This window comes from Actinomyces sp. AC-20-1, from assembly GCF_023369555.1.
GTDB lineage: Bacteria > Actinomycetota > Actinomycetes > Actinomycetales > Actinomycetaceae > Actinomyces.
In genome coordinates this window covers 11,879-25,672 of sequence record NZ_JACJVC010000008.1, presented here as the reverse complement: position 1 = coordinate 25,672, position 13,794 = coordinate 11,879, and the positions used below count along the sequence as shown (strand labels likewise).

The following is a 13,794-nucleotide window of genomic DNA, read 5'->3' as shown; positions in this document are numbered from 1 at the left end:
TTCGGACGCCTCGGTGGGCACCGGTGGCTACTATCGGGGGCGCGACCGGTGCGAGCCGGGGCGCTCCTGCACCGGAAGGCTCCCCCATGGGTCCCGAACAGCTCCTGACGGCCGCCCGCGCCGCCTCCCCCCTCATCGCTGCGACGACGACGGACCAGCACCTGCAGGCGGCCATCGCCGCCGAGCGCCCGGACCTGCGCGCCGCGCTCGCGGCCAACCCGGCGGTCTACCCGGGGCTGCGCGACTGGCTGGCCGAGGCGAGCCGGAGGACCGCGGCCGAGGCGGCCGGGACCGCGGGGGCTGAGGCGGGCGCCCCCGCGGACGCTGAGCCCGTCGAGGCGACCGGGAGCGCTGCCGGGCCCGTCGAGACCGTTGCGGCTGGGCGGCAGGAGGGGCCGGCTGAGGGGCCGGCCGGGACGCAGACCACCCTCGCGCTGCCCGCCGAGACGGCCGTCCTGCCGGTGGGCGCCCTGCTTGCCGACGGCGCGGCCGGAGCCGCCGACCACGGCTGGGGAGGGCCGGGCGCCTTCCCGCAGCCAGGCCCGCAGGCGCCCATCCAGGTGGTGGCACCCGCCGTCCACCAGGCCCCGCCCGCCGGGACTCAGCCCCAAGCCCCCGGTGGGCCTGCCCGCAGGCGCCGCCTCCGGCTCGTCCTCCTCATCTGCCTCCTCGTCCTCGCCCTCGTGGGCGCCGGGGCCGTCATCGCCCTCCTGCGCCTGGGCGAGCGCCCCGCGACCTCGGCCCCCAGCGGCTCGGCCGGGCCCTCGGCCCCGGCCTCCGCACTACCCACGGCGGGCGCCACGCCCAGCGCCACCGAGGTGTCCCGCTGCGCCACCGACCCGGTCTACGAGGTCCGTGCCGTGCGCGACAGCGGTGACGGCCTCGAGGCGGACGTGCACGTGACCCCCACCTGCCAGGACGGCGACGTCCTGGCCGGCGCCTCCAACCTCGTCACCCTCAGCGCCGCCCTCAAGGGCACGAGCCTGAGCTCGTCCACCCGCGTGGTCGCCGCCGTCGCCGTCTTCGACCTGAGCCAGGTGCCCGTCGGCGTCCCCGCGTCGGGCGCGGACGTCACCTTCGTCTTCGAGCCCTCCCTCAACTACGTCAGCGCCGCCCAGATCGCCGTCGAGCGCGCCGAGCTCTCCGTCGCCCGCGACCTGTCGGGAGGGGCCAGGGCCACCACGGCCTCCGGCACGGCCCGCCTCGACACGGCCGGCGCCCCGGACGCCGCCACCATGGACGCCATCTGGCTGGGCCTCCTGCGCGACCAGGCCGACGCCGACTCGGCCACGGTCTCCGGCCCGCTCGACGGCACCTGGGTGCCGCAGCTGTCCTCGAAGAAGCCGGGACTCATCCTCGGTGGCACCACCTGGGACGCCTCCGCCGTCTGGGAGCACTACCTGAGCCTCAAGGCGGTCTACCCGAGCGCCGTCCTGCTGTACTCCGACGACTGGTCCGTCTTCGACGCCGGCGGGCACTGGTGGGTCGTCGCCGTCGCCGAGCCCTTCGCCACCGCCGAGGAGGCCAACGCCTGGTGCACCGCCCAGGGCCTGTCCAGGGACGACTGCTTCGCCAAGTACCTCAAGGTCGGCGGCTCCAGCGAGGGCACGACCGTCCTGCGCTGAGACGCACGCCCCTGGTCTGTCTCACCGGGCCCGCTCCGGGCCCGGCCGCGCTCAGGCGCCCGGGACGCCCTTGAGCGCGAGCACCCGCTCCGCCGCCCGGTCCACCAGGGCCGCCAGGTCCGCGTCAGCGCGCGCCTCGGCCACGAGCGCCTGCGCCATCTCGGGCACCACTGAGGCGTCGGCGGAGGCCAGCACCACGTCCACGCCGGCCCGCACGGCCAGCACCGCCCGCTCGGCCGGGGACCAGGCCCGCACCTGGGCGGCCGCGGCGACGTCGTCGGTCATCACCACCCCGGTGAAACCGAGGTCCCCGCGCAGCATGTCGGTGACGACGACGGGGGAGAAGCAGGCCGGGGCGCCGGGGTCGATGAGCAGGTAGGTGGCCGAGGAGACCATGACCGCGCGCGCCCCGGCCCTGACCGCCTCGGCGAAGACGCTCACGGCCGGGTCGCCGTCGCGGGCGGTGAGCGCGTCGACCACCTGGGCGGTGGTGTCCGTGTTCCCGGTGACGCGCCCCAGTCCGGGGAAGTGCTTGACCACCGGCTCCACGCCCGCCGAGCGCATCCCCGCGCTGAAGGCGAGGACCCCGGCCACGGCGGTGCCGGCGTCGGTCCCGTACTGGCGCCCCCAGGCGCCGATGGGCGCGTTGTCCGACGGCGCCAGCGTGTCCACGAGGTCCGCGCAGGGCGCGAGGTTCATCGTCACCCCCGTCGCCGCGAGCTCCGCGCCCCAGCCGGCGGCGCGGGCGGTCAGCGCCTCGGCGCCCAGCAGCGCCTGCTCCTCGGGGGCGGGGAGCGTGGACAGGCCCGGACCGGACAGGACCTGGACCGCGCCGCCCTCCTGGTCCGTGGCGACGAGCAGCGCCGCCCGGGACGCCAGGGCCGTGTAGGAGGCGACGACGGCCCGCGTGGCCTCGGCCCCCTCGGCGGAGCGCCCGTGCAGGAAGACGCCGCCCGCGTGCACCGCCGAGACGATCTCGGCGTGCTCCTGCGAGGCGCCCTGGGCCGGCACGCCCACCATGAGCAGCTGGCCCACCCGCTCCTCCAAGGTCCAGCCCTCCAAGGGCGAGGCGGGCGGGGGCGCCGTCGTCGGCTCGGGGGAGGGGGTGGCCGACGGCGTGGCCCGGGGTGAGGGCCCCACCGAGGGCGCTGAGGGCTCTGCCGCCGGCACGGTTGGCGGGGTCCCGGAGCAGGCGGCGAGGGATCCGGCCGCGAGGGTCCCCGCGAGGAGCGTGCGGCGGGTCAGGGCTCGCTCTGTCATGGCGCCGACCCTAGCGGGGGCGCCGGGCGGCTCAGCCCCAGCCGAGCTCGTGCAGGCGCTCGTCGTCGATCCCGAAGTGGTGGGCGACCTCGTGGATGACCGTCACCGAGATCTCCTCCACCAGCTCCTCGCGGTCGCGGCAGCAGCGCTCCAGCGGCCCCTTGAAGATGAGGATCCGGTCCGGCAGCATCCCCGACCAGCCGCCGTCGCGCTCGGTGAGGGGCACGCCGAGGTACAGCCCCAGGAGCGCGGGCCGGCCCTGCTCGTCGTGGTCCTCCTCGGTCAGGTGCTCCGGCCCCGGCTCGTCCTGGACGAGGACGACGACGTTGTCCATCGCGTCGAGCAGGTCGGCGGGGATGAGGTCGAGCGCGTCCTCGACGGCGCGCTCGAAGTCCGGCTCCGACATCCTCACAGGGCTCATGGCGGCAGCCTGCCACGGGTGGTGGGGCCACGGGGGCGCGGCCCCGCCCGCGGTGTGCCGACGGCGCCGTGCCCCTGGATCCTGCTGCGCTCCCGTGGGGGACCGGCCGGTGAGCAGCGTCACCTCGGAGGGATTTGCGCGCCCGAGGATCCTGCCCTTAGTGTTCTATCCGGTTCGAGGCGCGACGACGCCAAGGGCAACAGGCCCCCATCGTCTAGCGGCCTAGGACCCCGCCCTTTCACGGCGGTAGCACGGGTTCGAATCCCGTTGGGGGTACCTCTCGTGCGAACTTCATATGGCCTTGTGGCGCAGTTGGTTAGCGCGCCGCCCTGTCACGGCGGAGGTCGCGGGTTCAAGTCCCGTCAAGGTCGCGGAAGCGGATCGGCCCGGTCAGCAATGGCCGGGCCGAGCGCGTCCACGGCTCTGTAGCTCAGTTGGTAGAGCGTTCGACTGAAAATCGAAAGGTCACCGGATCGACGCCGGTCGGAGCCACTGCGAGAGGCCCGGGTCCCACAAGGACCCGGGCCTTCGCTCATGCTCCGCGCGTGCTCACCTCAGGCCCCGGTTGCGCCGGGCCTGCGCCGTCGTCGAGACGACGGCCGCGATCCCGCCGAAGAGGACGCCCGCGACCGGCCACACGACCCAGCTCGTCTCCCACGCGTCGAAGGCGAAGGACCAGACGAGGTAGATGATGATGGTGAGCGGCCAGTAGGCGGCGGCGATGACGCCGATGGGTCGTCCGCGCTGCGCCAGCCCTCCGGGGCGTCGGCGGGACGGCCCTCCTCGGTGAGGGTCGTGTGGGTCGAGGCCGCCCAGTTCGTCGGCAGGAAGATCCGCAGGCCCAGCGCCACGAGCACCAGTGTGAGGGCCGCGCCGAGGGGGGAGTAGTCCCGGTGCCCGGGCATGTCGGAGAGGATGCCGGCGCTCACGAGCGGGATCGCCGAGATGATCCACAGGCCCACGGCCGCGGCCAGGGCGCGTGAGCGCGGCCCCTCGTGCTCCATGCGCAGTCGCACCGCCCAGGCCGAGACGATCGGGTCCTGGGTGAAGCGGCCGCTGAGCAGGTGCCGTGTGCTCACGAAGGCCCGGCTGCGCTGGACGAGGACGAGCACGCCCGCGGCGACGAGGACCAGCGTGAGCGGCAGCCCGATGAGGCCGGCCTCGTTCTGCGTGAGTGCGAACAGGCCCTCGCCGCCGGCCATGCCGGACAGCGTCATGAGCGGGACCGCGGCCAGGACGAGCAGGGCCACGCCGTTGCCCAGGGCGCGGGCGGTGGTGCGCTTGGCCTCGGCCAGCTCCTGGGCCTCGGGCAGGGTGACGGCCGGCGGGCCCCAGGGGCCGGCGCTGCGCGCAGCGGTGCTGTCCGGTGCGGCCTGGGCCTCGCGGATCTCGGGGAGGATGCCGAGCACGGGCGCCAGCTCCTCGAGGTTGCCGAAGTCGGTGATGACCTGGCCGACGGCCTCGTTGTGCGTCTTGCCCGCGCTGAGCGCATCGGCGTAGGCGTCCTCCATCATCGTGCGCAGCTCGGCCTTCGCCTCGGCCAGGCGAGGGGTGGCGGGGTAGGGGGCGAACATGGCGTCGAGGAAGGTGGTGATGGTGTCCATCGGGGTGGTCCGTTCGTGGGGAGGGTCAGAGGGTGGTGGCTCGGGCGGCGAAGCGGTCGATGAGGGCCTTGGTGTCCTCCCACTCGCTGAGCTTCTCGCTCAGGTGGGCGGCGCCGTCGTCGGTGAGCCGGTAGTAGGTGCGGGGCTTGCCGGAGCCCGAGGTGCCCGCGTAGGAGGCGACGAGGCCGGAGGCCTCGAGGCGCTTGAGGGCCGAGTACAGGGTGGTCTGCTTGATCGTGTAGTCGCCGACCTCGGTGATGGTCTTGGCGAGCTCGTAGGCGTAGGAGGGGCTGGCGCTCAGGAGGCTGAGCACGATGAGGTCGATGTAGCCGCGAATGGCGTCCGCGCTGATCACTGCCGTGCGCCTCCTCTCAATGAGTTCATACGTTCAGCGTACTACGTGAGACGTAGTACGTCTAGTGTAAGTGTTACGATCCAGGCCATTGGCCCGGGGGCGTCCTCATGGCCGGACCGCAAAGACCGGAATCACACCGTTCCTCCGAAGCTCTCCCCGGTGCCGGAGCGGCAATGGCCTGGATCGTGACAGGCTCCCCACAGGCACCCCTCCTACGCTGGCCCCATGAGCACCCCCACACCCACGGCCGACGCCGTCGAGGCCGTCGCCGAGGCCACCGAGGACGTCCTGGGGCTCCTCGTCCACACCGGCGTCGGCGCCCTCGTGGGACTCGTCCTCGCCGTCGTCCTCGTCGCCGTCCTCAAGGTCCTCGGCCACCGCCGCAGCCTCTACGGCGAGACCGCCCGCTTCGCCCGCACCCCCCTCTACGCGCTCGGCGCCCTCGCCGGCGGCTACACCGGCGCCGTCATCGCCCGCCTCGGCCTCGCCCTGCCCGCCTGGAGCGCCATCGCCGTCCAGCTCCTGCTCATCGGCGTCATCCTCGCCGGCACCGCCGTCGCCACCGCCCTGCTCAAGGCCGTGGAGTCCTCCGTCGTCACGGGCGTGCGCACCGGCGGCGACCAGGGCCGCGCCAACCGCGTCACCACCCAGGCCCAGGTCCTCAGGCGCGTCGCGCAGGCCCTCGTCATCGTCTGCGGGCTCGTCGGCGCCGCCATGACCTTCCCCTCCGCGCGCCTGGCGATGGGCTCCCTGCTCGCCTCCGCGGGCCTGGTCTCCGTCGTCGCCGGCCTGGCCGCGCAGTCCACGCTCGGCAACGTCTTCGCCGGCATCCAGCTCGCCGTCACCGACGCCATCCGCGTCGACGACGTCGTCCTGGTCGGCACCGACCGCGGCGTCATCGAGGAGATCACGCTCACCTACGTCGTCGTGCGCGTGTGGGACGGGCGACGGCTCATCTACCCCTCCTCGTACTTCACGCAGAACCCCTTCGAGAACTGGTCGCGCCACTCCACCGAGTACACCGGCACCGTCGAGCTCGACCTCGACTGGCGCGTGCCCGTCTCCGCCCTGCGCGCCGAGGCCCTGCGGGTCATCCAGGGCTCGCAGGCCTGGGACGGGCGGACCGCCGACGTCGACGTCACCGGCACCAGCGGCGGCACCGTCACCGTGCGCGTCGCCATCTCCGCCGCCGACGCCGGGGGCGTGTGGAGCCTGCAGTGCCTCCTGCGCGAGGAGCTGGTCCGCTGGCTCCAGCGCGAGGCGCCCTACGCCCTGCCGCGCACCCGCGTCGAGATCGAGCAGGTCGAGGTCTCCCAGGACCCGCAGCCCGAGCAGGTCGCCCGGCTCGCCGAGGAGCTGGCCGCCCTCCAACGGCCCGGTGACGCGGCCGAGGCGCCGACGGCGCCCCAGGAGAGCGTCGACGCCGACCCCGTGGAGGCCGCCCGCCTGCGCGCCGCCGCCCGCGGCCGCTCCCCGCTGCGCCGCGCCCGCCGCGACAAGGTGCGCCGACGGCGCATCCTCGCCCGCCAGGAGCGCGCCGAGCAGCCGCAGCGGGAGGAGGCGACGGTCGTCATCTCGACCGCGGAGCAGGACGCCTACCTCGAGGCGCGCAAGGGCAGCCCGGCCACCGGCGACTGAGCCCGGGCTGGGCCCGGGCTGGGGCCGCCCCGGGCCCGTTCTGGGATCGGGGCGCCGGAGCCGCGGGGCCGGTCCTGTTCCCGCTGGGCGATCGCCCTCGCCCCAGCGGCCCCGCACGGTCCACGATGGGACCGTGACCAGCAACGACTCCGCACCCCGCCTCGACCCCGCCGCCATCGCCCGTACCGACGCCCAGTGGCGCGCCGTCCTCGACCCCTTCGAGTACCACGTCCTGCGCGAGGCCGGCACCGAGCGCCCCTTCACCGGAGCCCTGCTCGACGAGCACCGCGAGGGCGTCTACCGCTGCCGCGGCTGCGGTGCCGAGCTCTTCCGCTCCACCACCAAGTTCGACTCCCACTGCGGCTGGCCGTCCTTCTACGACCCCTCCGACTCCGACGCCGTCACCCTCCTGACCGACACCAGCCACGGCATGGTCCGCACCGAGGTGCGCTGCGCCGCCTGCGGCAGCCACCTCGGCCACGTCTTCGACGACGCCCCCCAGACCCCCACCGGCCAGCGCTACTGCATGAACTCCGTCAGCCTCACCTTCGAGGCCGACGACGAGTGACACGCGTCCTGACCCTCAACCTCCAGCACGGCCGGCCCGGCGCCGGGGCCGCCCTCGACCCCGCGACCGCGCCCCTGGCCGGGGCCGACATCCGTGACGCCGGCGCCGCCCGGGAGGTCCTGGCCGCCCTGGCCGACCAGCTGCGCGCTCTCACCCCCGACGTCATCGCCCTGCAGGAGGTGGACCTCGGCCAGGCGCGCTCCGGCCGCCTCGACCAGGCGGCCGAGCTGGCACGCCACCTGGGGTGGGCCCACCACCGCTTCGCCGCCGCCTGGGCGGGCCCCGTGGCCGGGCTGCGGCGACGCCCGCGGCGCTCGGCCCTGCTCTCGCCCGCCGACGACCTCCTGGGGGGACTGCGCGAGAGCGCCGGGCTGCCGCCCGCCGGATTCGGCAACGCCCTGCTCTCACGCCTGAGTGTCAGCTCGTGGCACGTGCGCCGCCTCGGGCGCGGCCCCGCCCTCGTCACACACGACGACGGCGCCGCCTGGGACCCGCGCGCCTACCGGGTCCACACCTCCACGGCCCGGGTCCTGCTCGCCGCGGTGCTCAAGGACCGTCCGGCAGGGGAGGACAGCCGAGCCGCAGGGCCGGCAGGGCCCGCCGGGAGCCGGCCGGAGCCGTGCCTCGCCGTCGGCTCCACCCACCTGGCCACCCGCTCCGACGTCGCCACCACCCAGCTCGTCGACGCCTGGGCCGCCCTCACGAGCCTGCCCGGGCACCACCTGCTCGCCGGGGACCTCAACCTGCGCGCCGACGCCCTCGCCCGGCTCGGCACCGCCCGCGCGCTCGGGGACGGAGCCACCTTCCCCGCCGCCGGGCCCCGCCACCGCATCGACCACCTGCTCACCGACCCCTGGCCGACGGGCGCCGACGGCCTCCCGCTGGGGCCCGGGACGGCGCCCGCCCCGCTGCGCGCCACCGCCTGGGGCGCGCGCAGCCTCGTCGTCTCCGACCACGCCGCCACCTGGGTGGACCTGGAGCCGGTGAGCGCGCGTGGCTGAGGTGCTGGCCGGGCTCGCCGTCTTCGCCGTCGTCATCGCCGTGGGGTGGGCCCTCGTGCGCTTCGATGCCGTGCCCGCCGGCAGCGACACGGTGCTCACCCGCGTGTGCTTCTACGCGGCCACGCCCGCCCTGCTCGTCACCACCATCGCCGACGCGGACCTCGTCGCCGTCGTCTCGCGCCAGACCGCCGCTGGGCTGGCCGCCGAGGTCATCGGGGTCCTGTCCGCCTTCGCCCTGCACTACTGGGTCCTGCGCCGCTCCCTCGCCGAGGCCACCATCGGCGGCCTGGCCGGCGGCTACGTCAACGCCGCCAACCTCGGCATCCCCGTGCTCGTCGTCCTGCTCGGCGAGGCCACCGCCATCGCCCCGGTCCTCCTGCTCCAGCTCCTCGTCCTGTCCCCGGTGGCCTTCGCCGTCCTCGACTGGGCCGGGGCCCAGCGCCAGGCGGGCGGGGCGGGACCGGAGCCCGCCTCGCGCCGCGGGGTGTGGCTCGCGCCCCTGCGCAACCCCCTCCTGCTCGGCGTCGCCGTCGGGCTCCTCATCAACCTCGCCGGCTGGCAGGTGGAGGGCTGGCTCGGCGGGCTCGTCGCCGGCTCCCTCGACGCGCTCGGCTCCCTCGCCGTCACCGTCATGATGATCTCGCTGGGCATGAGCCTGGCCGCCTCCTCCCCGCGCGTGCGCCGGCGCCTGACCGTCGCCCGCGTGACCCGCCTGAGGGCCGACGGGCCCGCACCGGTTGCACCGCTCGCGCCGCTCGCGCCGCCGGAGGCCGACGAGGACCGGCCCGAGCGCGGGGCCGCCCTGTGGCTCACAGTCGCCTGGAAGCTCCTGCTCGTGCCGGCCCTTGCCGTCGGCATCGGCCTGGCGCTGGGGCTGCGCGGCGGCGAGCTGCTGGTGCCGGTGACGACGGCGGCCCTGCCCAGTGCGCAGAACGTCTTCATGTACGCCACCCGCTACGGCAACGCCAAGGCCCTGGCCCGCGACTGCGTGCTGCTGACCACCGCAGGCTTCGTTCCCGTCGAGCTCCTGGCCGCCGCGCTCCTGACCTGAGAGGCCACCGGCCTGAGAGGGCCGCCGGCTTGAGGGGACGCCGGCCGGGCGCGCCCGGACGGACCCGCCCCTGGGCGCTCAGCGCGCCGCGTCCCCGGGCGCCGTCGGGCCGCCGCACCGGCGCACGGCCGCCAGCACGGCCTCGACCGTGCGCCGCGGGCTCGCCTGGGCCGCGACGCGCTCCCCGCGCTCGTCGGCGCCCAGCGGCTCGAGCACCGCCAGCTGCGAGTCCAGCAGGGACGCCGGCATGAAGTGCCCGCGACGGCCCGCCAGGCGCCGCTCGAGCTCCGCGCGCGGCACGTCGAGCTCGATGAGGACGACGTCGTCGTGCCCACCGCGCAGCACGTCCCGGTAGGCGCGCCGCAGCGCCGAGCAGGCCACCACCCCCGCCTCACCGGCCGCCGCGCGCTCCTCCATCCACAGCCGGACCCGCTCCAGCCAGGGCCAGCGGTCCTCGTCCGTCAGCGCGACGCCCGCCGCCATCTTCGCCACGTTCGACGGCGGGTGGACGTCGTCGCCCTCGAGGAGGGCCAGCCCGAGCCGCTGCGCGACCGCGCGGGCCGTGCTCGACTTCCCGCAGCCCGAGACCCCCATGACGACGACGTGCCTGCTCACCACGGCTCCTCCGCATCCTGTCTCCCGGTGGACCGCTTCCCACGGCCCACTCGCATGACAACATATGCACAATCCTGGACCTACGGGCTGACAATGGGGTGCGTGCCCGCCTCCCTCGCGCCCCGCCCCGATCCGCCGTCCCGCGCGCCCGGCGGCCTCGTGCGGGCCGTCCCCGCCCCGCTGCTCGTCATCCTCTCCGGGCTGTCGAGCTACGTCGGTGCCGGCTTCGCCGTCACCCTGTCCGCCCTCATGCCCTCGGCGACGGTGGCCTGGTGGCGCATCACCATCGGTGCCCTCGTGCTGCTCGCCTGGCGGCGCCCGTGGCGGCGGCGCTGGACCGGGCGGGCCCTGGCCGTCTGCGCCGCCTTCGGGATCGCCACCGCCACGATGAACGTCCTGTTCTACGCCTCCATCGAGCACCTGCCGCTGGGCACCGCGGTCTCCATCGAGTTCGTCGGGCCCGTCGTCGTCGCCCTGGCCACCGGGCGGGGCTGGCGCCCGCGCGTCGCCGGTGTCATGGCCCTCGTGGGCGTCGCCGCCATCGGGGGCCTCGGCCTGGACATGTCCGACGCCGGCCAGCGCGTCGGCGTCCTCATGGCCCTGGCGGCCGGCGGAGCGTGGGCCGCCTACATCCTCACCGGCCGGGTGGTCGCGGGCGCCGGCTCCGGTCTCGACTCCCTCGCCGTCGCCTCCGTGGCCGGCAGCCTCTTCTACCTGCCGCTGGCGGTGACGACGGCAGGCGCCGCCCTCGTGGACGTGCCCACCGTCCTCAGGGTGCTGGGCGTGGCCCTCATGTCCACGGTGGTGCCCTACGTCATCGACCAGGTCGTCCTCGGGCGCCTGCGCTCGGACACCTTCTCGCTCCTGCAGGCCCTGTTCCCGGCGACCTCGCTCGTGGTCGGGGTCGTCATGCTCGCCCAGCTGCCCAACGTGTGGGAGGTCGTGGGGCTCGTCCTCGTCTCCGGCGCCGTCGCCCTGGGAGGCACCGGTGGCGGCAACCGGGTCCCGGGTCGGCGGCTCTGATCCGGCACGGCTGGGAGCGCATACCCAAGGAGCTGTTCCTGCTCTGCTTCCTTGTGCCTCAGCACGACCTCTATGTGTGGGCGCGACAACTCACAGTCGTGTCCGGTGTGGACGGAGTCCAACTGGGTGTGGGCGCCAGGGAGCCTCACGGGACTTGCGAAAAGTCCGCGGGGGGTACGTTCCTTTTGCCCCTCTCTACCCGATTTCCTAGGAGAGTCCTCATGTCGTCCACCCTGCGCCGCCGCGTCTTCGGCCTCGGAGCCCTCAGCGTCGTTGCTGCCGCCGGCCTCGCCGCCTGCGGCTCCTCCGGCTCCGAGGACCCCTCCACGCAGAGCACGTCCGAGGAGATGGCCCAGGCGCCTGAGAGCGCTGCGGAGGAGAAGCCGGCCTCCGAGGACGTCACCTCCGTGGACAACCACGTCATCGTCTTCGAGGTCACGAGCACGACGGCGACGACGGCCGATATCACGATGACGAGCATCGACGCCAATGGTTCCCTCTCGCAGGAACAGCTGACCGATGAGGGGCTGCCCTTCAGCAAGACGCTGGAGATCGATGGCGCGCTCACCATCGACGTGTCGGCCGCGAACATTCTCGCCCAGGTCAAGGACGGCACGGACGTGACCGTCTCGATGACGATCGACGACGGTGAGCCGCTCACCGCGACCGGGGAGGGCGAGTTCGCCACCGCGATGGTGCAGGGCGACAGCGCCGGCACAACCCAGGCGACCGCGGGGGCCGGCCTGTGAGCCTGTGAACCCGGTCGGAGGGCCCCGGACTTGTCCGGGGCCCTCCGCACGTGTGCGTGCGTCATGCGAGACGCGGCTCACGTGAGCGCCCGCGCTGGGCGAGGTCTTCGTCATGGCGGGCCGCCCGCCCGTCTGGAAGACTCGGCACCCGGCCCGGCATCCCGCCGGCCAGGCTGGTGCCCCGGCTCCGGCTCGCTCCCACCCGGGAGGTGAGCCGTCGAGCCCCGAACGCCGGCACCCCACGCACCGCTGCGCCCGACTGCCCCGGTACCGGTGCGCGGGCCCGCGGTCCCGAACGAACGGACACCCGTGCCCACCACCCGCAGGCCCGCCACCCGCGCGCCCTTCGCCTCCTCCTCCCTCCCCGCCGACGGCCAGGCCACCTTCGCCTCCCTCGGCGTGGACCCCGACCTCGTCGCCGACCTCGACGCCCGCGGCTTCACCTCGCCCTTCCCCATCCAGACGGCGACCCTGCCGGACACCCTGCGAGGGCGCGACGTCCTGGGGCGCGGGCGCACCGGCAGCGGCAAGACCCTCGCCTTCGCCCTGCCGCTCGTCCAGCGGCTCGCCGAGGAGGACATGGCCCGCCCCGGCCACCCCATTGGCCTGGTCCTGGCCCCCACCCGCGAGCTCGCCCTGCAGATCGCGGACACGATCCGCCCGCTCGCCCAGGCCCTCGGGCTGAGCGTGACGACGATCTTCGGCGGCGTGTCCCAGAGGCCCCAGGAGAAGGCCCTGGCCGACGGCGTGGACATCGTCGTCGCCTGCCCCGGACGCCTCCTCGACCTCATGGGGCAGGGCGTCGTCGACCTCGACGAGGTGAGCGTCACCGTCCTGGACGAGGCCGACCACATGGCCGACCTCGGCTTCCTGCCCAACGTGCGCCGCATCATGCGCGCCACCCCGGCGAAGGGGCAGCGGATGCTGTTCTCCGCGACCCTGGACAACGGCGTCGACACCCTGGTCAAGGAGTTTCTGCACGACCCGCTCCACCACGCCGTCGACCCCGCCTCCTCGCCCGTGCGCTCCATGGACCACCGGGTGTGGATGGTGGCGGACAAGACGGCCAAGGACGCCGTCGTGGTGCGCCTCGCCTCCGGCACCGGGCAGCGCATCCTCTTCACCCGCACCAAGCACCTGGCGCGCCGCCTGGCGCGCAAGCTGGTGCTCAGCGGCATCCCGGCTGTCGAGCTGCAGGGCAATATGAGCCAGAACGCGCGTGAGCGCGCCATGGCCTCCTTCTCCTCCGGCGAGGCGCACGTCATGGTCGCCACCGACATCGCCGCCCGCGGCATCGACGTCTCCGGGGTCGAGCTCGTCGTGCACGTGGACCCGCCGGCCGAGCACAAGGCCTACCTGCACCGCTCGGGGCGCACGGCCCGTGCGGGCGCGGAGGGCGTCGTCGTCACCCTCGTGCTGCCGGAGCAGAAGCACGACGTCCAGGTCCTGCTCAAGAAGGCCAGGATCAAGGCCGACATCGAGCGCGTGCGGCCCACGGACGAGGCCGTGGCCGTGCTCGTGGGCGAGGAGGCGCCGCGTGTCGCGGTCGAGGACATGCCGCAGGGCGTGGCCCTCAAGGGCGAGCACCCGGGCCGGACGAAGGAGGGGCGCGTGGGCGGCGCCGGCCGTGGACGCTCGGGCCGGGGGCGTTCGAAGGGCGCGGCGAAGGGTGCTGTGAAGGGCGCTGCGAAGGCGCCTGCGCAGGCTGCGGGCAGGGCGGCGGGGACGGCGGCTGGGAAGACGCCGGCCAGGACGGCGGGGAGGCCTGCCGGCTCCGGGCGCGGTGCTGCCGGGCGCGGCGCGCGCGTCACCGGGCACGGCTCCGCGGGTCGTCAGGGGCGTCGGGGGCGCTGAGCGGCCTGTTTCGAAACGGCTGGTCCGTGA

Annotated in this window: 13 protein-coding genes and 3 tRNA genes; 11 read left to right on the top strand and 5 right to left on the bottom strand. The window is 74.9% G+C overall.

The features are described from left to right. Positions 1-86 precede the first annotated feature (86 nt). Positions 87-1,625 carry a variant leucine-rich repeat-containing protein gene (locus tag H6X67_RS06325; protein ID WP_249369603.1) on the top strand — a complete coding sequence of 513 codons (1,539 nt, stop codon included), beginning with the start codon at positions 87-89 and terminating at the stop codon, positions 1,623-1,625. Positions 1,626-1,676: 51 nt separating this feature from the next. On the opposite strand, the gene H6X67_RS06320 is transcribed toward H6X67_RS06325, so the two are convergent. Next, complete coding sequence (locus H6X67_RS06320; RefSeq protein WP_249435479.1) at positions 1,677-2,885, bottom strand: glycoside hydrolase family 3 N-terminal domain-containing protein; 1,209 nt, start codon at positions 2,883-2,885, stop codon at positions 1,677-1,679. A gap of 31 nt (positions 2,886-2,916) precedes the next feature. Further along, entirely contained in the window at positions 2,917-3,306 is a 390-nt protein-coding gene (locus H6X67_RS06315; RefSeq protein ID WP_249369428.1) for a metallopeptidase family protein, read from the bottom strand. Between the two features lie 203 nt (positions 3,307-3,509). Here H6X67_RS06315 and H6X67_RS06310 point away from each other — a divergent pair. From H6X67_RS06310 to H6X67_RS06300, 3 genes are all read left to right on the top strand, one after another. After that, positions 3,510-3,582 (top strand) — tRNA-Glu (locus H6X67_RS06310). Positions 3,583-3,603: 21 nt separating this feature from the next. Beyond that, positions 3,604-3,677 (top strand) — tRNA-Asp (locus H6X67_RS06305). Between the two features lie 48 nt (positions 3,678-3,725). Next, positions 3,726-3,798: transfer RNA gene (locus tag H6X67_RS06300), tRNA-Phe, on the top strand. Positions 3,799-3,860: 62 nt separating this feature from the next. On the opposite strand, the gene H6X67_RS06295 is transcribed toward H6X67_RS06300, so the two are convergent. Together H6X67_RS06295 and H6X67_RS06290 are read right to left on the bottom strand one after the other, a co-directional pair. Continuing rightward, the gene (locus tag H6X67_RS06295; protein ID WP_249369430.1) at positions 3,861-4,910 is read right to left on the bottom strand and encodes a permease prefix domain 1-containing protein; all 1,050 of its coding nucleotides are present in this window, start codon (positions 4,908-4,910) and stop codon (positions 3,861-3,863) included. A 25-nt stretch (positions 4,911-4,935) separates the two neighbouring features. Beyond that, positions 4,936-5,265 carry a PadR family transcriptional regulator gene (locus H6X67_RS06290; RefSeq protein WP_249369432.1) on the bottom strand — a complete coding sequence of 110 codons (330 nt, stop codon included), beginning with the start codon at positions 5,263-5,265 and terminating at the stop codon, positions 4,936-4,938. Between the two features lie 225 nt (positions 5,266-5,490). Between H6X67_RS06290 and H6X67_RS06285 the strand changes: the two genes are divergently transcribed. The 4 genes from H6X67_RS06285 (at position 5,491) to H6X67_RS06270 (ending at position 9,523) form a co-directional block, all read left to right on the top strand. Further along, positions 5,491-6,903 carry a mechanosensitive ion channel family protein gene (locus H6X67_RS06285; RefSeq protein WP_249369434.1) on the top strand — a complete coding sequence of 471 codons (1,413 nt, stop codon included), beginning with the start codon at positions 5,491-5,493 and terminating at the stop codon, positions 6,901-6,903. 133 nt (positions 6,904-7,036) lie between these two features. Then, positions 7,037-7,471, top strand: a complete 435-nt coding sequence (gene msrB, locus H6X67_RS06280) for a peptide-methionine (R)-S-oxide reductase MsrB (protein WP_249369436.1) — start codon at positions 7,037-7,039, stop codon at positions 7,469-7,471. Beyond that, positions 7,468-8,472, top strand: coding sequence for an endonuclease/exonuclease/phosphatase family protein (locus H6X67_RS06275; RefSeq protein ID WP_249369438.1), 1,005 nt, complete (start codon positions 7,468-7,470; stop codon positions 8,470-8,472). The genes msrB and H6X67_RS06275 overlap by 4 nt, the downstream gene beginning before the upstream one ends. Continuing rightward, positions 8,465-9,523, top strand: a complete 1,059-nt coding sequence (locus tag H6X67_RS06270) for an AEC family transporter (protein WP_249369440.1) — start codon at positions 8,465-8,467, stop codon at positions 9,521-9,523. The genes H6X67_RS06275 and H6X67_RS06270 overlap by 8 nt, the downstream gene beginning before the upstream one ends. Before the next feature lie 78 nt (positions 9,524-9,601). Here H6X67_RS06270 and H6X67_RS06265 read toward each other — a convergent pair whose 3' ends face one another. Next, positions 9,602-10,138, bottom strand: a complete 537-nt coding sequence (locus H6X67_RS06265; protein WP_249369442.1) for a gluconokinase — start codon at positions 10,136-10,138, stop codon at positions 9,602-9,604. 93 nt (positions 10,139-10,231) lie between these two features. Between H6X67_RS06265 and H6X67_RS06260 the strand changes: the two genes are divergently transcribed. The 3 genes from H6X67_RS06260 to H6X67_RS06250 all read left to right on the top strand — a co-directional run bounded on the left by H6X67_RS06260 (position 10,232) and on the right by H6X67_RS06250 (position 13,764). Then, positions 10,232-11,161, top strand: a complete 930-nt coding sequence (locus H6X67_RS06260; RefSeq protein ID WP_396121353.1) for an EamA family transporter — start codon at positions 10,232-10,234, stop codon at positions 11,159-11,161. A gap of 221 nt (positions 11,162-11,382) precedes the next feature. After that, a complete protein-coding gene (locus tag H6X67_RS06255; protein WP_249369446.1) occupies positions 11,383-11,910 on the top strand; it encodes a hypothetical protein in 528 nt (175 codons plus the stop codon). Between the two features lie 309 nt (positions 11,911-12,219). Beyond that, entirely contained in the window at positions 12,220-13,764 is a 1,545-nt protein-coding gene (locus H6X67_RS06250) for a DEAD/DEAH box helicase (RefSeq protein ID WP_249375502.1), read from the top strand. Positions 13,765-13,794 lie beyond the last annotated feature (30 nt).